This is a genomic window from Sulfitobacter geojensis (genome assembly GCF_000622325.1).
GTDB lineage: Bacteria > Pseudomonadota > Alphaproteobacteria > Rhodobacterales > Rhodobacteraceae > Sulfitobacter > Sulfitobacter geojensis.
Genome location: NZ_JASE01000002.1, coordinates 136,427 through 158,550 on the forward strand (window position 1 = coordinate 136,427; position 22,124 = coordinate 158,550).

Consider the following 22,124-nt stretch of genomic DNA (forward strand, 5'->3'; position numbering starts at 1 on the left):
CGAGCGTACCGGTCATTGGAGAAGATGGCAGCGAAGGTCTCGAAGGAGCCCAACCCGGTCCTTGCGGTTTCTTGCTGCGTGCGTTCGTGGCATGCAACTTGCCGCGGTAGCACAATTTCCTTTGCCGCCATGCCGTATGAAAATCTGCCATTAATGTTCAGCGCGGCAGAAACCGACGATTAGGTGGTTAAGATGCGGACTGTGCTGTCACTCTCCATTCCAGAAAACCCGCTCCGCCTGAAACATTAGAACAAGCGGGTTAACGGGTAGCCGGGGTTATCCAAACTTCAGTCACACTTTGCCGCTCACCATCGCATAGTGCTCATGCATCTCGACGCCGCCAAATAGTAGCCCGGAGCCCATACAATTAATCCGCGATCGTGCAGTGAATAACTGCTTTCGAAAAATTTCACGCCTCTTTGAGTAATCGCCTTCGTAGGGCCAGTTCACGATATAGGGCCGGTGGTGACACACCGATCTGGTCAGCGACTCTGATCCATTCGCCTTTCTCCGGTTTCCCATGCACGTCCAGCCAAGCATCCAGTCGGTCGGATACGCGGCGCAGGCGCAGTATTTCGATGCGCCCCCTCTGTGCCTGAACCTCTCGGGCATGGGTTTTGATCAGGCTCAGAGCCGCATCTGGTCGATCGCGCAATGCAGACAGAAAATTTGCACGTGGCATGGTTGCAATCTGGGAAGGCGAGAGCGCTATCGCGTCGCAGTGGTAGGTTTCAGCAAACAGGGACGCCTCGGCTAATGCAGTGCCAGCCGTAGCAACGTGTAGGGTCAGAGTAGTTCCATCTTCCAATGGTCGTTCCAGCGCGACCGCGCCTGTACGGACAAGATACATTGACCTGATGCAATCTTCCCGCCGGAACAAAAATTCCCCTTGCTGAAGGGAGCGAAATGGCGCGTCGTCAAATATGCTTTGCCAATCAGACATGATAGAAATCATACGGGCTTCCAAGCACATTCGATAGGGTGCATTGAAATATATGCGAGGATTGAAAATGCAATTGAAGATTGTCTTGGCCGTCTTGGGTATTGTCGGTGGTTCGGCCATCGCCCTAGCGCAAACGATGCAGTCCAATCACGGTGACGGCATGGATCATGCGACACATGGTCAGGATAAACCGGCGGACGCCTTTGGATTGACTGAACCAGGTCAAGGTGCTTTCGCAGCCCTGTCTGAAGTTGTGCGCTTTCTGGAGGCCGATCCCGAAACGGACTGGTCACAGGTCGATCTGACGGGCCTGCGAGCGCATCTGGTGGATATGGATCGGCTGATCTCTGACACGGTCGTCTTAGAAACTGAATTGTCGGATGGACTTTCTGCGCTGGCAACAGGAGATATTGAAACGCTCGCCACGCTCCGCCGGATGGTTCCGGCCCACGCCGCACAGCTCGCGCGGGATGATCGTTGGGCAGTAGAAGTCTCGGTTTTGGAAAACGGGATGGAGCTGCGTGTCACCAGTGACGATCCTGCTGTTGTCGCTAGAATCAAGGGGCTGGGTTTCTTCGGGTTGATGGCAAGCCAGGATCATCACCGCGAACATCACCTGATGATGGCACGCGGCAACGATGTGCACGCGCACTGAGGTACCGCGACAGGTTGTAGCGCCCCATAAGCTTGCAATGCACCATATACCCCATATAGGTATATCTCATGGTCGTATCGTTCATCCTTTGCTTAATGCCCCTGACTTGGGTCGCTTTGATTTCAGCTGTGGCCGGAGACCTGTAAGTGGGCAGTGACAGGACTGACTGCATACAACGCTGTCCTGCACCCTCAGAAATCTTTTCTGCAGCATACTTTGCACGTCAGGTGGGTCTGTGAAAAAGTCCCTCGTAATCGCAGGCTGCGTCGGCATGCTTCTGGCGTCTGCCCTGTTCGTAGCTGTAATGAGCATGGCCGCTGAAGACCGCATCATCCTAAAGGACACCGACCTTAGGATCGTGGCAGCGGGTGAGGCAGTGTACGCCTCGAACTGTGCATCCTGTCACGGGGCCAACCTTGAAGGCCAGTCGAACTGGCGCTCGCCTGGCTCGGATGGGCGGCTCCCGGCACCACCTCACGATAACACCGGACATACGTGGCACCATGACGGCGACACTCTGTTCCGTCTCACAAAATATGGGACGGGCGCTCTGATCGGTGATCCTGAATACGCATCAGACATGCCCATCTATGATGGCGTTCTAACGGACGACGAGATCATCGCCGTCCTCAGTTACATCAAGTCGACTTGGCCGCAGGAAATCCGCGAACGGCACGACGAAATGGAGCAGGATCATCCCGGATGATGTTCTGGGTGCCGCTTCTGGCCGGGACCGGACTTGGCGTTATCACTGTGGCACTTATGGCTGTCGGTGGCGTCATGCGCCAACGCGGGACCTGGGCCACCACAATAGTCGCAATCGCGTCGTTCTACGTAGTCTTCGCAATCCAATCCGGCGACACTCTGGAAATCGTCGCTCATACGGGCTTTGCGGCCGGATTCTCAGCACTGGCGATCATCGGCGCACGTACCTCGTCGTGGTTACTGGCCGCCGCGCTGCTTGCGCATGGAATTTTCGACGTGGTTGCCGAATCGATGATCGCAAACCCCGCGCCAGGATGGTGGGGACCGTTCTGTCTCGGGATCGACGTGGTGCTGGCGTTGGCGCTTGCCACGATGCTCTGGCGCAGGAAAGCGCTCGATTGATAAACCCTATCGGGACGCTTTCTGCAAAAGCCCGATCAACTCGTCGAACTTAGCCCGCTGTTCCTCGGGGTCGCCACTCTCGATGGCGGAAGAGACGCAATGCTGCGCGTGGTGTTCGAGGATCAGCTTCTCGACCCCCAGCACGGCGGACCGGATCGCGGCTGTCTGCGCGAGAATGTCCATGCAGTAACGATCGCTCTCAACCATCTTAGCGACACCGCGCACCTGTCCTTCGAGCCGCGACAGGCGGTCAAGCGTCTTATCTTTGTTGGCCTTCATCCGACGGCGCTCCTTGCTTTTTTGGAACCAGTAGCTGACATTCTAGTTATATACCCCATATGGGTATATAAGAGAGACAGAAAATGGCACATAAGGATAACACTACAATGGATTCTCACGGCGCGCACCACGATAGCCATACCGGCAAAGGTGGCGGATATGTCCGGTTCTTCGCCATGATCGGCACTTCGACAGTCGTGATGTATGGGCTGATGTATCTCAATACTTACGCGCTAGACCACGTCTTCTTCTCGCAAACGCGAATGTGGATGGCGCTCTACATGGGCGGGATGATGGCGATCATCATGCTCGCCTTCATGCTGGGCATGTATTCCAACGGGAAAACCAACATCGCGATCTTCGTCGGTGCAGCCCTTGCTTTTGCCGCCGGAGTTTACCTTGTCCGGTCCCAAGACACAGTAGGCGATATCACTTGGATGAAAGCGATGATCCCGCACCATTCCATTGCGATTCTGACCAGTGAACGGGCGAATATTTCCGATCCGCGCGTACGTGAACTGGCTGATGCGATCATCGAAGCGCAGCGCGGCGAAATCGCGGAAATGCAGCGATACATCGCGGACATCGAAGCCAACGGGGATGCGGCCCCCGGCACACCCCGAAACAAACCCTGATACAAAGGAGCGCATCATGCCCAAAGACACTCGCGACGTAGCCGATGTGACGACCGATCCCGCCACCGCCGCCATCGGAAAAACCGCCGTTCTCTACCGCATGGCCCTACCGAACCATCTTTGTCCGGCAGGACAGAAGGCGCGTTGGCTTCTGGATAGCAAGGGATTCAAGGTCGATGACCGGCTGTTCCGCGAGCGGCCCGAAGTTGATGCGTTCAAAGAAGAATATGACGTTCCCACTACGCCACAGGTGTGGATCGAAGGCGCCCGCGTCGGTGGCTATGATGCCTTGCGCCAAAAGCTCACCGACTACGATCCGGATGCGACGACCTACAAACCTGTGATATATCTCTTCGCCGTTGCCGCCGCGACGGCGCTTGCACTCTCCATCGGGTTCCTGGGCGCGATTACATGGCAGACGCTCGGGTGGTTTATTTCCGTCTCGATGATCCTGTTGGGGATGCAAAAGCTCCGCGATATTGAGAGCTTCACGACGATGTTCCTCAACTACGACCTGCTGGCACGCAAATGGGTGCCATATGCATATGTCTACCCTTGGGTAGAGACGGGCGCAGGCATTCTGATGACAGGCATGTTGCTGACCCCACTTGCTGCTCCTGCAGCGCTCTTTATCGCCACGGTGGGCGCGATCAGCGTGTTCAAGGCCGTATATATCGACAAACGGGAGCTTAAGTGCGCCTGCGTCGGCGGCAACTCAAATGTCCCCCTTGGTTTCGTAAGCCTGACCGAAAACCTGATGATGATGGGCATGGCCATTGTCATGCTGATCCAGATCGCAGGTTGATGGGAGCGGAGACAAACTAGAAGTGAAGGTCACAGCTGGCTGGCGATGGTTTCGCAATGACCGGATGAAGGTTAGAGTTCGTAGTGCACGATGGGAGAGGATGCGTTTCAAGCACACGTTTCTAAAATCCCTATCTATGGACAGCAAACCACTGACACATAGTGGCAACCGAATTTCTGGCTGTATTGACAAACGGTTCCCTATGTTGGATACCCCCCCTATGTATCGAGGCCTCCCCATTTCTACATTGTACAAGGCACTCACGTGCCTCGTACTTGTGTTGACTCTGGTGTTTGCGCCTCCTTCGGCGTCACATGCGGGTGCCGGTATGCACGGTGACCAACACGCTTCGACCTCTCACCATGACCATGATGCAAGCGGCGGGTCAATCAACGATGCTTCCTCACATGCAAAGCACGCCAGTTGCGGCTCAACTTCAGCGTCAACCAGTGACGATGAATCGACTGGTCAATGTTGCAGCGGCATTTGCTTTTCGGTCGTGCTGGACGAAACCACTGGTGATGCGGCAATCCAACCGACTGGTGAAAAATATCTGACGCTGTATGCGCAGAGCGACTCGATTAAGCCCTCCGGCTTTCTGCGCCCTCCCCAATTCCTGATCTGATTTAAGGCCCCTTGAGGGTCTTCGTTTCGCGCCTAAGCATGCGCGAGCCCGAAGTTCATCAGTCAGGTAAAATTCATGAAAATCCAACTTTTGCTAGGGGCTTCGGCCCTCGGATTGGGCGCGTGCGCGTCCGAACCTACGCCTCTCCCCGATATCACCGCTCAGCAAGCCGTTACGAACACGGCGATTGCATCCCCCGTCAGCTATCAGAACCCCTTCGCTGGCTATACATACCGCGGCCCTACCGGCCCGCGCGATTGGCGGTCTGTCAATCAAGAGCAATCGGAGGGCAACTGATGCGCGTATTGAAGATTCCAATGGCCGTTGGCTTTCCCCTTCTATTGGGAGCCTGTGCGACTGCGATTCCAGGTATTTACACTGAACCGAAAGCTGGCTTTGCCAATGTGGCGGGTCAGACGTCAGCCGCGATCGGAAAACGCACTGCATTCGCTCAGACCCAAGCAGAGAACGTTGCTTTGAAAAAGCAAGTTCACGGCATGGTTCATCGAAAAACCATTTCGGCCGATACGGCGGTTCAGGTCGCGTTGCTCAACAATAAGGGGCTACAAGCCTCCTACGCAAATGTTGGGCTTTCTGCCGCTGAAGCATGGCAGCAATCAACGCCGGAAAACCCGGTAGTTTCGATTGGTGTACTAGGCATCGGAGCCGCAGAACTTGGTGTCTACCGGGCAATCGAAGGCATGATTGCAACGAATATTTTGGATGCCAAGACGCGCAGACAACGGGTTGCCTTGGCGGATGTCAATTTCCGTGCAGCACAGCTGACAGCCGTAAATGATACTTTGACGTTGGCAAATGAAACGCGACAAGCATGGATCAATGCTGTCGCCGCTTTCGAAGCTGTCAGCTATCTCAAGAGGGCAAAAGCCACATCTGACGCAGGTTCGGAACTCGCTCGAAAGTTGGGAGAAACAGGAGCGCTCAACAAAGCGGGGCAAGCTCGTGAGCATGCGTTCAATGCTGAGCTGGCCGGGCAGCTTGCACAGGCCCGTCTCAACGCCATCAGGGCGAAAGAAGACCTTACAAAACTCATGGGTCTATGGGGGACTGAGGTTAACTATTTCGTACCCGATGCGCTTCCAGCATTGCCGCGCTCTGTAGGTCGCGTGACCAATATTGAAGGACGAGCGCTTCGAAATCGTCTGGACTTGAGGGTCGCAAAGCTGGGGCTTGAGGCGCAAGCAGCAGCTTTCGGTCTGACAGACCAAACGCGCTTGGTCACTGATCTTGAAATCATCGCGGGGTTCGAGACCGAACGTGAAGCAGAGGACGGTGAAACGGAAACTGAGACCACCCCGCAGGTCGAACTCGAATTTGCGATCCCGATTTACGACACGGGTAAGGCCCGGATGCGCAAGGCCGAACTCGCTTATTTGCAAGCTGCAAACGTCCTTGCCGAAAAGGCGGTCAACGTTCGGTCAGAAGCGAGGGGCGCTGAAACCGCCTATCACGCTTCATACAAGATCGCGCGACACTACCGAGACGTTCTGGTTCCATTGCGCCAGACCGTCGAGGAGGAAGGGTTGCTGTCCTACAACGGCATGATCACCAACACCTTCGAACTGCTGACGGACGTGCGCGAAAAACTTGGCGCATCGCTGGAAGCAGCCAATGCAAAGCGCGAATTTTACATGGCTCAAGCCGATCTGACCGCAGCCATTTACGGCGGCGGTGCAGGCAGCGGTGGTGCTGGTGGTGAAGGCGCAACACTTGCCGCTGGTGGCGGCGCAGGACACTGAAAGGAACTGATATGTTGAATAGACGTCAATTACTTGGAGCCGGTGCCGCGGGTGCGGCCATGGTTTCTTCGCAAGCCTGGGGTAAGACCACGAACATGGGTTTGCCCGAGGCGACCCAGATGGAGAGCGCGCAAACGGCCTATACAGCGCGACCCAATTCAGGGCCGGACTACAACCCAGTCGTCACGCTCAATGGGTGGACGCTGCCACACCGGATGAACAACGGGGTCAAGGAATTCCACCTTGTCGCCGAACCGGTGGAGCGTGAACTGGCTGATGGCATGATCGCGCATTTGTGGGGCTACAACGGCCAGTCCACAGGTCCGACCATCGAAGCCGTCGAAGGCGATCGGGTTCGCATCTATGTCACCAACAAGCTGCCGGAGCATACTTCGGTGCATTGGCACGGCCTGATCCTTCCTTCCGGCATGGATGGTGTCGGCGGCCTGTCGCACCCCGGTATCCCGCCTGGCAAGACCTTCGTCTACGAATTCGACCTGATCAAGTCCGGCACGTTCATGTACCACCCCCACGCGGATGAGATGGTGCAGATGGCGATGGGGATGATGGGGATGTTCGTCATCCATCCCAAGGATCCGACTTTCATGCCGGTTGATCGCGACTTTCTGATTATGTTGAACGCCTTCGACATCGATCCCGGGACATACGTGCCGCGCATCATGACGATGACGGACTTCAATCTGTGGACCTGGAACAGCCGGATCTTCCCCGACATCGACCCTTTGGTCGTGAACAAGGGTGACAAAGTGCGCGTGCGGGTCGGCAATCTGACGATGACAAACCACCCGATCCACATGCACGGCTATGACTTCAAGGTGACTTGTACTGACGGCGGTTGGGTGCCGCCCGAAGCGCAATGGCCCGAGGTCAGCATCGACATTCCTGTCGGCGCCATGCGCGCCTACGAGTTCGTTGCCGACCATCTGGGTGACTGGGCGATCCATTGCCACAAATCACACCATACCATGAACGCGATGGGGCATGACGTGCCCACATTCATCGGTGTGAACAAGAAACCTCTCACCCGGACAATCCGCCAGTTCCAGCCGGAATACATGCCTATGGGCACGGCAGGCATGGCGGATATGGGTGTGATGGAAATGCCGTTGCCCGACAACACCATCCCGATGATGACAGGGTGGGGTCCACATGGACCGATTGAAATGGGCGGCATGTTTTCGGTCGTGAAGGTGCGGGACGGCATCGATGCGGACGATTACTCCGATCCCGGCTGGTACGAGAACCCTCCGGGCGAGCAGGCTTACGAGTGGACCGGTGAATTGCCCGAGTTTGCCTCAAACCACAGTCCCAAGACACTGCTGACACCAAAACCAACGTCGAAGGGCTGATCGGCCCTGCGAGACTGAAATCAACTCCAACTACAGGAAAAACAATGAAAAACCTACTTTTGACATCCGCACTGGCAGTCACTCTTTCCGCCCCGGCATTCGCCGCAGGCACACATGACGGTGGACATGACGACGATCATGCAGACAAACACGCGGAAATGATGATCGGCATGCCGGGTGATCCTGCCAAGGTGGACCGCACAATTGATGTCACCATGCGAGAAACCGACGATGGTGACATGATTTTCGAACCCGCGTCACTTGAGATCGCGAAGGGCGAAACCATCCGCTTTAACGTTATGAACAAGGGGGAGTTGGAGCACGAATTCGTCATCGACACCATCGAAGGCAATGCCGAACACAAGGAAGCCATGGCCAAGATGGACATGGAACACGACGACCCAAACTCAGTGCGCCTTGATGAGGGTGGCACAGGTGAGGTCATTTGGAAGTTTGCAAATGAAGGCACGTTCGAGTTTGCCTGCCTGATCCCCGGCCACTACGAATCTGGCATGCACGGCCCGATCACAGTCGGTGAACAGATGGCACAAGCAGATGTCGAGTTCACGACGGGTAAGATCAAGAAAATCGACGCAAAGGCCGGCAAGGTCACGATCATCCACGGCCCTCTCGTTAACCTCGACATGCCAGCCATGACCATGGTCTTCCGCGCGGACGAGGCGACAATCGCCAATATGTCCGAAGGCCAGGACATCGAGTTCGTCGCTGAACGGCTCAAAGGCAAGCTGACCGTCACACAGATGAAGTGAGTACAGAGCACATGGGGCCGGGGCATACGCCCTGGCCCCTTTCGCTTCGACGCTTGGTCTGAGCAAGCAAACCAATTCCAGAAAACCAAGAAATGCGGAGGAATTGATCATGAAGACGTTCATCAGAACCTGTGCTTTTGTCGTGTCGCTGACGTTCCCAGTGACTTCGGTGGACGCCGCCAATGGCAAAGGCCGAGAGCCTCATGCGCGAGCATTCGAACTGCCGGGCCATGAACCAATTGGGAAACCCAGTGATGGCTCCTTGTTCGACAGAACGGTTGAGATAACCATAAAGGAAACTACTAGCGGCTACATGCTCTTTGAGCCGGACGCCATACACATTGAAAGCGGATCAATTGTCCGGTTTGTGATCAGCAATTTGGGTGCCTTGGATCACGAGTTTTTCCTAGGCTCGTTCAGCGAAGTTGCAGAGCATAAGCAATGGATGCGTGACCATCCTGACATGCGCCATGACGATCCAAACGCGGTAACGGTACAAAGCGGACAAAGCGCCGAACTAATATGGGAATTCACAGACATTTTGAATCTGGAATTTGTCTGCCTTCTCCCCGGACATCGCGAAGCGGGCATGTGGGGTGTGATCATGGTGCACGATCACCTTGCTCCCAAGTCAGAAGGCTGAAGAATTCCGGTGTCGTTCAAGGATAGATATCATGTGCTGGTCCACGAGGTGGCTGCTGGTTTTGGCTACGATTACAACGATGCCACTCCAGACTGGGTTCATCCGTTTATCCATCTCATCCTTGTCTTGGCTCCGGCGCTTCTGATCGCCGTTGGCACCTACTTTGCACTACGCGGTATTCCGAAGCTCTGGAGACGCCGACGCCCGACCAAGGTTCATCCTGAGCCCATACGGGGGCTCGATAGTAGCCTCTTCAGCTCCGTCCTGCGTTACTCCAAAAAGCAGCAGGCACTTATGATCATGCTTAGCCTCATTGCAATGCCAATTCTCTATCTGACTCTAGAATTGCCAAAACAGATTGTGAACAACGCACTGGATTCTGATCGTTTCCCCGTTGTCGTTCTGGGACAGAACGTTGATCAGCTCGTTTTCTTAATGCTTCTTTGCGGCCTTTATCTGCTGGCTATTCTTTTGAATGGGCTCAACAAATATGGTCTCAACGTCTTTAAAGGGTATGTGGCAGAGCGTTTTCTAAGGCGTTTCCGGTTACTGGTGTATCGGCAATGGCGCAGCGACCCGCATTCATCCGACAAAAGTGAAATCGTCCCGATCCTCGCACAAGAGGTCGAACCCGTGGGCGGCTTCGCGGCCGATGTGCTGACTCTGCCTATACTCCAAGGCGGTACACTTCTGACGATCCTGTTGTTCATGTTCGTTCAAGACCCTGTATTGGGTGCGGCTGCACTGACTGTGCTGCCAATTCAACTCGTGCTGCTTCCCAAGCTGCAGCGGAAGGTCAACGCCCTCTCTCGCACAAGGATCAAGGAGGTCCGGCTGCTCGGCAGACAGCTAAGCAATCAATTGCATGAACGGCAAGAAAGCCCAACGGGGCTGTTGCCTGCGGGCGCAAGATTTAGAGAGCTTGAGCACGTGCGCAGAAAAATCTTCCGCCTGAAATTCTTCATCAAGGCGCTCAACAATTTTCTGACCGCACTGACGCCGTTCCTGTTCTACTCTCTGGGTGGATATTTCGTCATTGAGGGTCGGATCACACTTGGCGCGCTGGTGGCTGTACTTGCGGCGCACAAGGACTTCTCTGCGCCGTTGAAGGAGCTTTTCCGCTACTACCAGACTTTGGAAGATACACGGATCCGGTATCAGGAGATCACTGGCTTTTTTTCCAAACCGAACCAGCAGTCAGAAAAAGGCCGATTAGTTGACAGCGTACTGGAAGACGTCAGTCAATTCGAGCGAGCCACGCTAGGGAAACCAGGTTTGCCCTTCCAGGGACATGGGGCCATCGCAACATCATGAGGGAGTTTGTTAGAATGAAATGGGCAGCAATATTTTTTGCTCTGATCGCCGTTGCTGCGGCGGTATGGTACGTCATGCAACCGACCCGGTCGCATACAGGCACCCGAACGGATGAAAGCATGGCACTTCCCGCAGGTGCGCTTGCAACTGTCAGGCTGCCCCCAAGTTTCACCGAGCAAGAGCAAATCGGCAAGCGTGCCTATGATGCGGCCTGCGCGGCCTGCCACGGCGTAAATGGACAGGGTCAGGACGGCGTTGCTCCACCGCTCGTGCACAAGATTTATGAGCCGGGCCACCATGGTGATATGGCGTTTGTCCTTGCAGCGCAGAATGGCGTTCGGGCGCATCATTGGAAGTTCGGCAATATGCCACCCGTCGAGGGCGTAACACGCGCAGAAGTATTGCATATCGCGGCATATATACGGGCTCTTCAAAGGGAAAACGGAATTAACTGAGTGACCTGTCGACCTGAGGCAAAAGCAAAACAGCCATTCAGTAGATAGTAACTGTCATCAACGGAGAGAGAAACGAATGAAACCTAAATTTATCGCAGCGTTAGCACTGGCATTGTCTGGAACAAGTGTTCTCGCCGATGGACATGCCACCGGCGACGCATCGGCCGGAGACAAGGTATTCAACAAGTGCAAGGCCTGCCACTCAATCGTCAAGACGGATGGTGAAGTTATCCGAAAGGGTGGCGCGGTTGGGCCAAATCTTTATGGTGTGTACAACCGAACAGCAGGGACCGAAGAAATGTTTGGGAATAAATTTCGGGACTCTATTCGTGAAGCGGGCGAGAATGGCTTGGTCTGGAACGAGAGCGATTTCGTAGCCTATATCGCAGATCCAAAGAAGTTCCTCGCGACTTTTCTGAACGACAGCAAGGCGAAATCTGGCATGTCATTCAAATTGAAGAAAGAAACGGATGCCAAGGCAGTCTGGGCTTATCTCGTTTCGGTTGGACCGGAGGTTGAGGCCGATTAGATTTTTGTTCGCATGCACAGCTCTTTTTCTGCTCGGTGCACCCTTTGTAACGGCTGAAGATGCCCCTGTGTTTGCAGTCACACCACTGGTTGCACCGGTTGGGGATCACGCACGTGAACCCTCGCTTTCAACACTGCCCGATGGTCGGATCGTGATGAGTTGGACCGAAGGTAACAACGCCGTTCGGATGGCCCTGTTCGATGGCACGTCTTGGACGGAGGCGCGCACAATTCATCAATCTGAGACACTGTTTGTAAACTGGGCCGACTTTCCGTCCGTCGTTGGGCTTAGCGATGGGACGCTTGCAGCGCATTGGTTGGAATTGAATGGTCCAGACAGCTATCAATACGACGTAAAGATCGCTTTCTCCTTCGATGAGGGCCGGAACTGGACAGCACCGCTCATTCCTCACGATGATCGGTCACAGCGCGAGCATGGCTTCGTATCACTTGTCCCGGATGACAGCGGGGGTCTGACAGCCCTTTGGCTGGATGGACGTGCATACGATATTCAAGCCACTGACGACAGTTATGAGAATGCCATGCAGGTCCGCGCACGTCACATTGCGCCGGACGGTTCAATGGGACCGGAAAGCTTGCTCGACCCACGCGCTTGTACGTGCTGTCAAACATCGGCTGTCCGCAACGAAGCAGGTAGTATCATCGCGGTCTACAGGGACCGAACAGTCGAAGAAATTCGCGATATTTCGGTTGTCAGGTTGGTCGAAGAAGAATGGACCGACCCCGAAACAATCTACGCTGACGGCTGGGAAATCTCAGGATGCCCTGTCAACGGACCTGCCATCGATGCGTTGGGAACGAACGCGGTAGTTGTGTGGTTCACCGGTGCCAATGGCGAGGCAAAGGCTCGAATTGCGTTTTCCAGGGATGGGGGCGCATCGTTTGAGGACCCGTTGCAACTCGATCTCGGCACACCCGCAGGTCGCGTAGATGTCTTGCAGATGGGTGACGGCAAAGCACTTGCTCTTTGGTTGGAGTATGCGAATGGCGGTGAAGCAATCGTCATGTGTCAGGTGTCGCCGGAGAGCGGGTGTACTTCGCCACAAGCACTCCGTATCAATCGTGGGCGAGAGTCGGTAGGATTTCCAAGGATGACGCGATCAGCGGCGGGCGTTTTGGTTGCGTGGACCGGAACCGCCGCGGGCGACTTGGCTGGGACAACCGTTCTCGGTGTCGAAATAGCGATACGGCCTGTCGCTAGGTAATCCTCATGGTTAAAGCGAGGAGCTGGATAGAGGCAATCCACGATCTTATTGTGGGTCCTCGCTACAGCGAAAAAGCGGTTTTAAAGCAGGGGCTCGCGGTGGCTTTGAATGATCGGTTCGGCGACATAGGCTGCACAGCACCAAGAACTTGCTGGGCATCCGAGTGAATGCTGCATCAGCAAAGGCTGATAACTTAATGTCCACTTTGTCCGCAGTTTTCCAGTTCATACGCGGTGCAGCGAACGGCAAAGTCTCCCGAACCAGCCGCTCTTCACCAGCGCGGCAAATGTGTCGGATGAGCCCGACCCGGCCATTTTGTTTTTATGCTGCGTGCGCTCGCAGCGGGAGAAATGCGGCATGAGCGAAAAACTTCATGCTGTCGCGCAGCAGAACAACCGGCCATTCGTGCAGGTGGCAGCATGGATCAAGCGGCGAACTTACATGTCGTGGACGAAGCGGCCCTTAAATCCATTCATCTCACCAGCTAAGCGGCGGTTGCCTAATAGATCACTTTGGCTACCCAAGATATATTTGCCCTGCGGGGTATTTTACCCTCGGCGCACTGCGGGTCGCGAGGAAAAACCCGATAGCCAGAGGGCCAACCCGACCGATGAACATCATAGCCATAATGATGGCCCTGCCGATGCCATCAAGCTCTCCGGTCGTCCCGCGCGACAGGCCCACTGTGCCGAATGCCGATGTGACTTCAAACGCGAGGTCGATGAATTCGCCGTCGTGATTGATCGAGGTCACAAAAATGCCCGTTAGAACCAGAAGCATGGAAATGGTCGTGAGAGCGAGGACCTTCATGACTTCGTCGACTCCCAAAGATCGCCCAAAGGCGTGTAATGTGGTTTGACGCCTAAAGAAAGCAACCGTGGCGAGCAACAACACGCAGAGTGTCGTCACTTTGATCCCTCCTGCGGTCGAGGTGCTGCCACCGCCAACCAACATGAGTGTCATCGTCAACATGGTCGTGCTGTCATGCATTCCGCCGGTGTCGATCGTATTGAACCCGGCCGTGCGCGGCGTGACACCCTGAAACCAACTTGCCCATAATTTGTCGCCAGTGCTCAACGGGCCTAAGGTGTTGGGGTTCGTCCATTCGAGAAGGCCGAACATGACGCTTCCCCAGGCAATCAGAATGCCGGTTCCGAGCAGCATCAGTTTGGAATGCAGTGTGAGTTTGCGCCATTGGCGTTTCTGATAGATATCCCCCACGACAATAAACCCGAGCCCTCCCAGAATGAAGATGGCTGGGATCACAATGTTGACGATCGGGTTGCCTATCCATTGAGAAAGACTGTCGGGATGAAGCGCAAAGCCCGCGTTATTGAAGGCCGAAATAGAATGGAAAATCGCCTGCCATACGCCATGCCAGCCGAACTCAGGAACAAAGACGAAGGCCAGCAGGGCGGCCCCGATCGCTTCGCAAACCAAGGCGATGATAAAGATGATGCGCGCAAGATAGGTTAGGTTTGACAGCGATGTCTGATTCAGGTCTTCGCGCAGGATCAGGCGTTGTGGCATACCTACCGGAATGCCGAGCGCCCCAAGCAAGAGCACCGCAAAGGTCATCAAGCCCAACCCGCCGAGTTGAATAAGCGCGGCAATGACACCTTGCCCAAAGCCCGTAAAAACAGCTCCCGTATCAGCAAGCACAAGCCCTGTCACGGTCACGGCAGAGGTCGATGTAAACAGTGCTTCGCCCAGTCCGATGTCCCCGTGATGCGAGATCGGCAGCCAGAGCAGGAGGGCACCCACGATGATGAAGGCGAGGTAGAAGAGCACCAGAACCGCGGGGGGCGGAATGCGCAAGGTCACGAACCGTTTCACCAGTTTCGCGGGCCGGAATGCCATGGCTACAGGCTGGCTGCGAAGTTGCGCAGATCTTTTCGTTGGCCGAGCAATAGCAGAAGGTCGTCCCGCTCCAGTTGGCATCCTGTCGCATCTTGCCCAACGTATTCGGTTCCGCGCATGACCCCGATGCAACGCAGATTGAATTTATCGCCATGTGGCAGGTCTTTCAGGCTCTTGCCTTGAAGGCTTTTAGGGATACGAAAATTTACAACGTGGTAGCCATTGCCCAGGCTGACATAGTCACGCACCAGCGGGTTATGCAAAACCTGCGCGATGTGTTGACCGACCTCCACTTCAGGATGAATGACCCTATCGACACCAAGTTTACTCAGAATTCTGTGATGCGTCTTGGTCGTGGCTTTGGCCCAAACAACCGGAACCCCAACAAGTTTGAGGTTGATCGCCGCAAGGATGCTAGCCTCCAGATCGTCGCCCATGGCAACAACGGCTACATCACAATCACCGAAGCCGGCTTCTCGCAAAGCCGCATCATCGCGAGCATCCACGATCATGGCCTGTGAGAGCGTATCGGCAAGGGTCATAACGCGTGCATCGGATATATCGACTCCGATGACGTGATTGCCGAACCGCTGCAACTCTCTTGCGACGGTACTGCCAAAGTTGCCGAGCCCTACTACACCAAAAGTTCGGTTGGCAGAATTTCCCATGTCTCAACTTTCGATCTTTGATAATAGCAAGTGAACTTTGCTGCTACGCAGCAATTTGTCAACATGGGCTCTGTGCGGACGAATGCACTGGCAGAGAAACAGGGTTCCGACAGCTTCGGATAACGGCCATTCAGCTTGATGCTGTGCTCTCTTTGTCAGCGCGGTGCTGATGTCTGGGTTTGGAGGGAAGATTGGAGGGCATATTATGCCAAGAGTCCAACTTCCCGCAGTTACCCCAAAACACAAAGCCTGGAACAAGGGCCGGATCATCGGCCAGAAAGGTCCCCTTCTTCCTAGACAAGTGTGGGCCATCCGGGCGCGGCTTGAACTTTCGGGTTATCTTCGTGACCTTGCGCTATTTAACGTTGCGATTGATAGCAAACTGCGCGGCTGTGATCTGGTCAAACTCGCCGTGGCAGATTTGGTCAAAGATGACCGCGTTCGCGAATGCGTTTCAATAGCCCTGAGTAAAACCAAGAAACCCGTTCAGTTCGAACTCACTGAAAACACAAGAGATACCGTCATAGTGTGGGTGCGATCTCCTGAGACGATTGGGTGTCGGTTCATGTTTCCGAGCCGTTTCCACGACCGCCCGCATATCTCAACACGTCAATATGGTCGACTTGTTCTTGATTGGGTACAGCTATTGGCCTGGAACCCAGCGGATACGGAACACACTAGATGCGCCGAACCAAAGCTGCGGAGATTTACCGCAAGACGGGGAACCTCCGCCCCGTACAACTTTTGTTAGGCCATACGAAGGTCGATAGCACAGTGCGTTATCTGGGCGTTGAGCTGAAAGATGCGCTAAGCATTGCTGAACGGATCGACATCTGAACGTAGTTGGCGTGCGGCTATTGCCGTTCGCCAATCAAGACCAGGCCTTCATGGTTCCCGCAGCGGTAGGCAGGACTGAGCCCGAGCCGGTCATTGTGATTTTGTGCTGCGTGTGCTCGCAGCGTGAAAAATGCGGCATGAGCGAAAAAGTTCGTGCTGCAGCGCAGCGGTTCAACCAACCATTTGTGGATGTCTCAGCACAGATCAGGCGTCGAATTTACGAAATGCGGGACGAAGCCGACAATAACAGTGACATGGCCAACGTCCGGCTTCTTTGCGTTCCCAAGCAATTTCCTCGGTCGGCGAAGTCGGCATTTCAACAACGCGAACCGCGAATGCACTTTTCGAAGACATCGCAGTAGATCCGTACCCGCATGTCCTGATTGGACGTCAACGACCAGTTTGCACCAACGTTCTCCAACGATCAACGTAATTCAGTAAATCCTCGCCAACGTGAGGGTTTTCCGCGGAGGAAGCGTTCGGCAATTTCTCATGGTGATTGAAGAGCAAGGCTGCGCCAATACTTGTTCCCGTCACCGCTTCACTTGTGAAGACGGGCCGGTGAGTGACTGCCTTCAGCATCGCGATGAATTCTGCATTGTGCGCGAAAGGGCCTTCAACAATCGTGGGGCCCGTGCCCTCAATTAAGTCCAGACATGTCCCTGTCATTAAGGCGAGGTAGTAAGACAGTGCCACCGATCGCTGGCCCGATCCTACTGGCGGCTCCGTATCTCGCCATTGCATTTTGCAGCCCTGGAATGGACCCGTGCCGTGTTCAACAGATGGGAGAAGCATCAAAGACCGCTCCAGCACCGTGGTGACGTCCTGTCGGGTTGGCGCATAGGGATGGCCATTTTGTATGACCTCATATTCGCGGCCACCCATGAACCGCGCGCTTGGCACCGCTTGCCCAAGCGCATTAACGTTGATGAGCGTGTCACGGGCTGGATCAAGGGGCGGGATCGGCACCGCATCATTTCCTGTCAACGACATCGCGACCACCCATGTTCCGGTCGAAACCACACAGGCTGGTGCATGCTGGGAAAGTAAATGTGGGTAAAGCGAGGCGTTTGAATCGTGGATACCAACGCAAACCGGCGTATTCGGGTCAAGTCCTGTGGCCTCTGCGATATCCGGTAAAATCGGACCGAGGATATCACTTGGGTGGCGCACTGTTGCCATCTCATCCTGGACGCCCAGGGCCGCGGCGAGGTTAGAAAATGCGCCCTTATGAGGATCCCAAAGGTCCGTATGACAGCCCAGCGACGTCACATCTGTCGCGGCAATGCCGGTCAGGCGGTGCCCCCAGAATTGTGGGTAAGTGACGATCTGCGCCGTACGATCCCTAAGCGTTGGATCGGTGGTGAACTGGTAATGCAACTGTGCACCGATGTTCAAACCACCCACCATTCTTGGCGATCCAGTCAAGGCGAAATCAGGCTTTAAGGCATCATAGGCCGTGACGATATCGGAAGGGTATTCATATTCGTAATCAAGGATCGGCGCGGCAAGAGAGCCGTCGGCCGCCAGCAACGCAGCACAGGCACCGTGGGTCGTGATCGAAATCGCGTTAACGCGGTGGTCGCGGTGAAAGGTTCTAAGCGCGCCCAGCAAGAAGGCCCAATGCCCCTCTACATCATAGTGTGGCCAAGGCGACTCCGCCTGAACGACATTGGGACGGGTGACGACTGCGATCTCGGTCAGCGTTGCGAGGTCGACAAGCGCGAGTTTTGCGTTGGTTTTGCCGATATCGATGACGGCGATGTGCTGCGGTTCGGTCATGGCATATGAAACAGCGGCGTCAGTGCCACGGCAACGGGTTCGTTGTTTGGCGCGGTTTCCATGATGTCGGCCATGTGGGCCCACCATTTTTGCATGACCGGATGGTTTGGAAGGTCGTCCATCCGATGCCCGTCCGTGCGGGTCAGCACACCGATCAGGTGGCTAGTGCCTTCGTCCAGATGGATCGAATAATCGCTAACACCGGCATCGTGCAACAGATCGACAAGTTCCGGCCAGATCGCGTCATGGCGACACTTGTATTCACTCGCCATCCCGTCGTTCAGGGTCATACGGAAAACGTAACGTTCGCTCATGCCTTGTGCCTCGCGGCGACCATAGCCCAAAGGCGCGGCAACGCGATGACCCCGATCAGGAGCAGGCCGATGAAGATCGACATCACGATGCCTGGAACGTTGAGCAGACCTAGGCCGAAGGTCACAAGGCCCATGACAAACGCGGCAATGACAACGCCCGGTATCGTGCCCGACCCGCCAAGGATGTTGACGCCGCCAAGGACGACCATTGTCACCACCTCAAGCTCCATCCCCGTGGCGATGCTGGGGCGGGTCGATCCGAGGCGCGAAGTCAGACAGACAGCAGCGACACCGGACATCAGACCTGTCAGCAGGAAGAGGATGAATTTCACCCGCTGCACGCGGATACCGCTAAACAGCGCGCCGGTCGGATTGTTGCCAATGGCATAGACTGCGCGGCCAAAATTGGTTTTGTGCAGTAGCACCGCATAGATCACCGCGATGATCACGAACAGCAGCATTTCCACCGTGAACACCCAGTAGATATAGCCCTGCCCGAACCACGAAAAGCCGGACGGATAGCCGCTGAATGACCCGTCCCCAAGGATGATATAGCTGATTCCGCGAAACAGGCTCATGGTTCCGATGGTCACGACGATGGACGGCAGGCCGAGGATGGTTACGAACACGCCGTTGAATGCCCCGCACAAAAGGCCGACGGTCAGACCGATGATGACAAGCTCCGGTGTCCCCGCACCGTGCTGCATCGCCAATCCCATTGCGGTGCTGGCCAGCGCGATGATCGACGCGACGGAGAGGTCAATCTCACCTGAGATGATCAACAGAGCCATAGCAAAGGCAATCATCGCCTTTTCGGTGAAGTTGAACGTCGCATCGCTCAGGTTCCATGCGTTCAGGAAGTAGGGGGATGCAAAGCTGTTCACGACGAAGATTGCGATGGCCACGGCCAGCAATAGCGCTTCCCAGCTTTTGAAAATCCGTACGGCGCGGCTGTTCAGGCGGTCGGGGATATGGCGGGTGGTGGTGACGTCGGTCATTGGGTGGCCTCCGCGGATTTAAGGATGATGCGGCCTTTGGTGCGGCCGGAACGGGCATTGAATGCGACTGCGATCAAGATGGCAGAGCCGGAAATGGCGAGTTGCCAGAACGGCGAGATGTTGACGACAGGCAAGGCGTTTTTGACCACGCCAAGGAAGATCGCGCCCAGCACGGCGCTCCCGACAGATCCGATGCCGCCCGCGATGGAAATGCCGCCGATGACGCAGGCCGCCACGACTTCGAGTTCGAATCCGCCGGCGATGTCGACATAAGCCACAGCGTAGCGTGCGACCCAGAGGTATCCCGTCAGGCCCGCCAGCGCGCCCGAAACCACGAAGGCCCAGAACTGCGTCTTGCCGACATTGATGCCTGTGTAAACTGCGGCGTGGGGGTTGCCGCCCACGGCAAAGATGGACCGCCCGAACTGGGTGCGCGCCATCATGATGCCAAAGACGATGACGGTCATAATTGCGATCCATGACAGGGCAGGCAGACCCAGAAGGACCGCGCGGGGGAAGCCTGTGAAGGCCGCGCTCATTTCATGGGAGTTGACCCATTTGCCGTCGGAAATCAGAAAGATAATGCCGCGAAAGATGGTCATGGTGCCAAGGGTCACAACGATCGGCGGGATCGACAGTTTCCAGACAAGCACGCCGTTGATTGCCCCCATAATGCCGCCCATCAGAACGGCGATCGCGATGACCACGGGGATCGGCAGGCCCGGCATGGCGACGTTGATCATCGCCACAGCCATTCCTGTCAGCGCAAGGTTTGCGGCAACGGACAGGTCGATACACCGTGTCAGGATCACGACCATCTGACCCAAGGCCAGAATGATCAGCGGCGCAGTGTCGTTGAACACATTCACCAGATTGGATGGCGCCACGAAGCCCGCAAACCGCGACGCAACAAGGATAATCAGGATCAGGATCGCGCTGCCAAGGATGGCTTCGCGCACGGGGATGAAACGCATCATTGGGGCGCGCCTTCTGTTTGTGTTGTTATGCCGGCCGCGTGGCGCACCAGCAACTCAGGGGTGACCTCGTCGCCGGACAACTCGGCCGCGATCAGCCCGTCACGCATGACGATGACACGGTCGGACATGCCGATTATTTCAGGAATTTCAGAGCTGACCATGATGACTGACAGGCCTTGTGCGGCGAGTTCGGCCATGAAGTCGTGCACGGCGGCCTTGGATCCGATATCGATGCCTTTGGTCGGCTCATCAAGGATGATGACCTGCGGCTGGGTCGCCAACCATTTGGCGATGACGACCTTTTGCTGGTTGCCGCCGGACAGGTTTCCGATGTCTTGGTCCAAGGACGCGGCGCGCAAGTCCAACCGTTCCGCATATTCACGCGCCAGTTTGAATTCTTCGGCCAACCGCAGGAACCCGCTGCGCGACGTCCGGCCAAGGGACGGCAGCGTGATGTTCTGGAAGATCGGCAAACCGATCACCGCGCCCTGTTTGCCGCGATCTTCGGGGACGTAAACAATCCCGTTTTCGACCGCGTCAGCCGGAGAGCGGATAACCTTGATAGTACCATTTACACGGCACACGCCTTTGGACGGCTTGGTGATGCCGAACAAGGCCTGCATGAACTCGGAACGCCCCGCGCCGACCAACCCGTAAAACCCGAGGATCTCGCCCCGTTTCAGATCAAAGTTGATCTCTGCAAATTCGGTCGGATGGGCATATCCCACAACTTTGAGAACCTCTTCGCCGACGTCATGGGCGCGGTCGGGGAAAATCTGGTCGACCGAGCGGCCGACCATCATCGACACAAGGTCGCCCTCGGTAATATCCGCGATCAAGCCGTCACCGACAAACCCGCCGTCACGGAACACGGTGTAGCGGTCGGCGATGCGGAAAATTTCGTCGAACTTGTGGCTGATGAACAGGATCGCTTTGCCTTGGGCTTTCAGCGTTTCAACAAGTTCATACAGCTCTTCGATTTCTTTGTGCGACAGCGCGGCGGTGGGTTCGTCCATGATGACGACGCGGGCGTCCACGGATAGGGCGCGGGCAATTGCCACGAGGTGTTTGTTGGCAATCCCAAGGTCGCGTAGCTGGGTGTGGCTGCTGAACGGCGCACCAATGTTGCCCAGAAGCTTGGAGGCATTGCGGTGCATCTGCGCCGTATCGATCAGCCCGAAACGATTGCGCGGGGCGTGTCCGATGTAGATGTTTTCCGCGACAGACAGTTCGTCAAACAGAACCGTTTCCTGATGGATCGCGGTGATCCCTGCCTTGGCCGCGTCGTTTGGTGTGGCGAACGTAACGGGGGCCCCATTGATACGAATGGTGCCGCCATTGGTCTGGTAAATACCGGTCAGAATCTTGACGGTCGTCGATTTACCAGCGCCGTTTTCACCAACCAGTGCGGTAACTTGACCGGAATAAAGATCCAGCTTGACCTGATCCAGCGCTTTCACGCCGGGGAATGTTTTGGTGATCATGTCCATCGATACGACGGGCGTCACATCTTGGGAATTAGCCGCGGATTGCGTCATCATTCAGGACCTCACTGAGGAATGGGGGCAGGTTT

At 55.7% G+C, this 22,124-nt stretch carries 22 protein-coding genes and 1 pseudogene; 14 read left to right on the forward strand and 9 right to left on the reverse strand.

The genetic code is table 11. The annotated features are described in order from the left end of the window. Positions 1-409: 409 nt before the first annotated feature. Positions 410-1,063, reverse strand: a complete 654-nt coding sequence (locus Z947_RS0101070; RefSeq protein WP_081781082.1) for a cyclic nucleotide-binding domain-containing protein — start codon at positions 1,061-1,063, stop codon at positions 410-412. Here Z947_RS0101070 and Z947_RS20675 point away from each other — a divergent pair. The 3 genes from Z947_RS20675 to Z947_RS21365 all read left to right on the forward strand — a co-directional run bounded on the left by Z947_RS20675 (position 1,011) and on the right by Z947_RS21365 (position 2,705). Next, a complete protein-coding gene (locus Z947_RS20675) occupies positions 1,011-1,598 on the forward strand; it encodes a hypothetical protein (RefSeq protein WP_025042459.1) in 588 nt (195 codons plus the stop codon). The genes Z947_RS0101070 and Z947_RS20675 overlap by 53 nt on opposite strands. A gap of 235 nt (positions 1,599-1,833) precedes the next feature. Next, positions 1,834-2,304: a c-type cytochrome gene (locus Z947_RS0101080; protein WP_025042460.1), complete on the forward strand. Its 471-nt coding sequence runs from the start codon at positions 1,834-1,836 to the stop codon at positions 2,302-2,304. Further along, the gene (locus Z947_RS21365) at positions 2,301-2,705 is read left to right on the forward strand and encodes a hypothetical protein (RefSeq protein ID WP_025042461.1); all 405 of its coding nucleotides are present in this window, start codon (positions 2,301-2,303) and stop codon (positions 2,703-2,705) included. The genes Z947_RS0101080 and Z947_RS21365 overlap by 4 nt, the downstream gene beginning before the upstream one ends. Before the next feature lie 6 nt (positions 2,706-2,711). Here the strand turns inward: Z947_RS21365 and Z947_RS0101090 are convergent, their stop codons facing one another. Continuing rightward, complete coding sequence (locus Z947_RS0101090; protein ID WP_025042462.1) at positions 2,712-2,984, reverse strand: metal-sensitive transcriptional regulator; 273 nt, start codon at positions 2,982-2,984, stop codon at positions 2,712-2,714. Positions 2,985-3,091: 107 nt separating this feature from the next. On the opposite strand from Z947_RS0101090, the gene Z947_RS0101095 reads away from it, so the two are divergent. The 10 genes from Z947_RS0101095 (at position 3,092) to Z947_RS0101150 (ending at position 13,115) form a co-directional block, all read left to right on the forward strand. Continuing rightward, positions 3,092-3,619 carry a DUF305 domain-containing protein gene (locus tag Z947_RS0101095; RefSeq protein ID WP_025042463.1) on the forward strand — a complete coding sequence of 176 codons (528 nt, stop codon included), beginning with the start codon at positions 3,092-3,094 and terminating at the stop codon, positions 3,617-3,619. Between the two features lie 16 nt (positions 3,620-3,635). Further along, positions 3,636-4,424, forward strand: coding sequence for a MauE/DoxX family redox-associated membrane protein (locus Z947_RS0101100; protein ID WP_025042464.1), 789 nt, complete (start codon positions 3,636-3,638; stop codon positions 4,422-4,424). 921 nt (positions 4,425-5,345) lie between these two features. After that, complete coding sequence (locus Z947_RS0101115) at positions 5,346-6,809, forward strand: TolC family protein (protein WP_025042467.1); 1,464 nt, start codon at positions 5,346-5,348, stop codon at positions 6,807-6,809. A gap of 11 nt (positions 6,810-6,820) precedes the next feature. Then, positions 6,821-8,179, forward strand: coding sequence for a multicopper oxidase family protein (locus tag Z947_RS0101120; protein ID WP_156026600.1), 1,359 nt, complete (start codon positions 6,821-6,823; stop codon positions 8,177-8,179). Between the two features lie 44 nt (positions 8,180-8,223). After that, positions 8,224-8,949 carry a copper-binding protein gene (locus Z947_RS0101125; protein WP_025042469.1) on the forward strand — a complete coding sequence of 242 codons (726 nt, stop codon included), beginning with the start codon at positions 8,224-8,226 and terminating at the stop codon, positions 8,947-8,949. A 109-nt stretch (positions 8,950-9,058) separates the two neighbouring features. Next, the gene (locus Z947_RS0101130; protein WP_037938450.1) at positions 9,059-9,592 is read left to right on the forward strand and encodes a cupredoxin domain-containing protein; all 534 of its coding nucleotides are present in this window, start codon (positions 9,059-9,061) and stop codon (positions 9,590-9,592) included. A gap of 33 nt (positions 9,593-9,625) precedes the next feature. Then, on the forward strand, positions 9,626-10,906 hold the full coding sequence (locus tag Z947_RS0101135) for an ABC transporter ATP-binding protein (RefSeq protein WP_240477490.1): 1,281 nt from the start codon (positions 9,626-9,628) through the stop codon (positions 10,904-10,906). A gap of 14 nt (positions 10,907-10,920) precedes the next feature. Then, positions 10,921-11,361 carry a c-type cytochrome gene (locus Z947_RS0101140; RefSeq protein ID WP_025042472.1) on the forward strand — a complete coding sequence of 147 codons (441 nt, stop codon included), beginning with the start codon at positions 10,921-10,923 and terminating at the stop codon, positions 11,359-11,361. Positions 11,362-11,437: 76 nt separating this feature from the next. After that, the gene (locus Z947_RS0101145; protein WP_025042473.1) at positions 11,438-11,890 is read left to right on the forward strand and encodes a c-type cytochrome; all 453 of its coding nucleotides are present in this window, start codon (positions 11,438-11,440) and stop codon (positions 11,888-11,890) included. A gap of 154 nt (positions 11,891-12,044) precedes the next feature. Next, positions 12,045-13,115, forward strand: a complete 1,071-nt coding sequence (locus tag Z947_RS0101150; protein WP_156026601.1) for a sialidase family protein — start codon at positions 12,045-12,047, stop codon at positions 13,113-13,115. A gap of 516 nt (positions 13,116-13,631) precedes the next feature. Here Z947_RS0101150 and Z947_RS0101155 read toward each other — a convergent pair. Further along, a complete protein-coding gene (locus Z947_RS0101155; protein WP_025042475.1) occupies positions 13,632-14,975 on the reverse strand; it encodes a TrkH family potassium uptake protein in 1,344 nt (447 codons plus the stop codon). Positions 14,976-14,977: 2 nt separating this feature from the next. After that, positions 14,978-15,643 carry a potassium channel family protein gene (locus Z947_RS0101160; protein WP_025042476.1) on the reverse strand — a complete coding sequence of 222 codons (666 nt, stop codon included), beginning with the start codon at positions 15,641-15,643 and terminating at the stop codon, positions 14,978-14,980. Positions 15,644-15,848: 205 nt separating this feature from the next. Here Z947_RS0101160 and Z947_RS21755 point away from each other — a divergent pair. Beyond that, a pseudogene (locus Z947_RS21755) lies at positions 15,849-16,480 on the forward strand (tyrosine-type recombinase/integrase). Positions 16,481-16,870: 390 nt separating this feature from the next. On the opposite strand, the gene Z947_RS0101175 reads toward Z947_RS21755, so the two are convergent. The 5 genes from Z947_RS0101175 to Z947_RS0101195 are packed head-to-tail and all read right to left on the reverse strand — an operon-like array spanning position 16,871 to position 22,092. Continuing rightward, on the reverse strand, positions 16,871-18,262 hold the full coding sequence (locus Z947_RS0101175) for an FGGY-family carbohydrate kinase (RefSeq protein ID WP_025042479.1): 1,392 nt from the start codon (positions 18,260-18,262) through the stop codon (positions 16,871-16,873). Continuing rightward, positions 18,259-18,576 (reverse strand): L-rhamnose mutarotase, encoded by a 318-nt coding sequence (locus Z947_RS0101180; RefSeq protein WP_025042480.1) that lies wholly within the window; start codon positions 18,574-18,576, stop codon positions 18,259-18,261. Before Z947_RS0101180 ends, Z947_RS0101175 begins: the two co-directional genes overlap by 4 nt. Then, positions 18,573-19,574, reverse strand: coding sequence for an ABC transporter permease (locus Z947_RS0101185; RefSeq protein WP_025042481.1), 1,002 nt, complete (start codon positions 19,572-19,574; stop codon positions 18,573-18,575). The genes Z947_RS0101180 and Z947_RS0101185 overlap by 4 nt, the downstream gene beginning before the upstream one ends. Further along, positions 19,571-20,551: an ABC transporter permease gene (locus Z947_RS0101190; protein WP_025042482.1), complete on the reverse strand. Its 981-nt coding sequence runs from the start codon at positions 20,549-20,551 to the stop codon at positions 19,571-19,573. Before Z947_RS0101190 ends, Z947_RS0101185 begins: the two co-directional genes overlap by 4 nt. Continuing rightward, positions 20,548-22,092, reverse strand: coding sequence for a sugar ABC transporter ATP-binding protein (locus Z947_RS0101195; RefSeq protein WP_025042483.1), 1,545 nt, complete (start codon positions 22,090-22,092; stop codon positions 20,548-20,550). Before Z947_RS0101195 ends, Z947_RS0101190 begins: the two co-directional genes overlap by 4 nt. Positions 22,093-22,124 lie beyond the last annotated feature (32 nt).

What these genes read in the sequence shown, in the direction of transcription:
- Z947_RS0101155 (WP_025042475.1), bottom strand. Translation starts at nt 14,975, where the DNA reads ATGGCATTCCGGCCCGCGAAACTGGTGAAACGGTTCGTGACCTTGCGC.
- Z947_RS0101140 (WP_025042472.1), top strand. Translation starts at nt 10,921, where the DNA reads ATGAAATGGGCAGCAATATTTTTTGCTCTGATCGCCGTTGCTGCGGCG.
- Z947_RS20675 (WP_025042459.1), top strand. Translation starts at nt 1,011, where the DNA reads ATGCAATTGAAGATTGTCTTGGCCGTCTTGGGTATTGTCGGTGGTTCG.
- Z947_RS0101145 (WP_025042473.1), top strand. Translation starts at nt 11,438, where the DNA reads ATGAAACCTAAATTTATCGCAGCGTTAGCACTGGCATTGTCTGGAACA.
- Z947_RS0101100 (WP_025042464.1), top strand. Translation starts at nt 3,636, where the DNA reads ATGCCCAAAGACACTCGCGACGTAGCCGATGTGACGACCGATCCCGCC.
- Z947_RS0101180 (WP_025042480.1), bottom strand. Translation starts at nt 18,576, where the DNA reads ATGAGCGAACGTTACGTTTTCCGTATGACCCTGAACGACGGGATGGCG.
- Z947_RS0101175 (WP_025042479.1), bottom strand. Translation starts at nt 18,262, where the DNA reads ATGACCGAACCGCAGCACATCGCCGTCATCGATATCGGCAAAACCAAC.
- Z947_RS0101185 (WP_025042481.1), bottom strand. Translation starts at nt 19,574, where the DNA reads ATGACCGACGTCACCACCACCCGCCATATCCCCGACCGCCTGAACAGC.
- Z947_RS0101115 (WP_025042467.1), top strand. Translation starts at nt 5,346, where the DNA reads ATGCGCGTATTGAAGATTCCAATGGCCGTTGGCTTTCCCCTTCTATTG.
- Z947_RS0101095 (WP_025042463.1), top strand. Translation starts at nt 3,092, where the DNA reads ATGGATTCTCACGGCGCGCACCACGATAGCCATACCGGCAAAGGTGGC.
- Z947_RS0101125 (WP_025042469.1), top strand. Translation starts at nt 8,224, where the DNA reads ATGAAAAACCTACTTTTGACATCCGCACTGGCAGTCACTCTTTCCGCC.
- Z947_RS0101070 (WP_081781082.1), bottom strand. Translation starts at nt 1,063, where the DNA reads ATGGCCGAACCACCGACAATACCCAAGACGGCCAAGACAATCTTCAAT.
- Z947_RS0101150 (WP_156026601.1), top strand. Translation starts at nt 12,045, where the DNA reads ATGAGTTGGACCGAAGGTAACAACGCCGTTCGGATGGCCCTGTTCGAT.
- Z947_RS0101195 (WP_025042483.1), bottom strand. Translation starts at nt 22,092, where the DNA reads ATGATGACGCAATCCGCGGCTAATTCCCAAGATGTGACGCCCGTCGTA.
- Z947_RS0101120 (WP_156026600.1), top strand. Translation starts at nt 6,821, where the DNA reads ATGTTGAATAGACGTCAATTACTTGGAGCCGGTGCCGCGGGTGCGGCC.
- Z947_RS21365 (WP_025042461.1), top strand. Translation starts at nt 2,301, where the DNA reads ATGATGTTCTGGGTGCCGCTTCTGGCCGGGACCGGACTTGGCGTTATC.
- Z947_RS0101090 (WP_025042462.1), bottom strand. Translation starts at nt 2,984, where the DNA reads ATGAAGGCCAACAAAGATAAGACGCTTGACCGCCTGTCGCGGCTCGAA.
- Z947_RS0101130 (WP_037938450.1), top strand. Translation starts at nt 9,059, where the DNA reads ATGAAGACGTTCATCAGAACCTGTGCTTTTGTCGTGTCGCTGACGTTC.
- Z947_RS0101190 (WP_025042482.1), bottom strand. Translation starts at nt 20,551, where the DNA reads ATGATGCGTTTCATCCCCGTGCGCGAAGCCATCCTTGGCAGCGCGATC.
- Z947_RS0101160 (WP_025042476.1), bottom strand. Translation starts at nt 15,643, where the DNA reads ATGGGAAATTCTGCCAACCGAACTTTTGGTGTAGTAGGGCTCGGCAAC.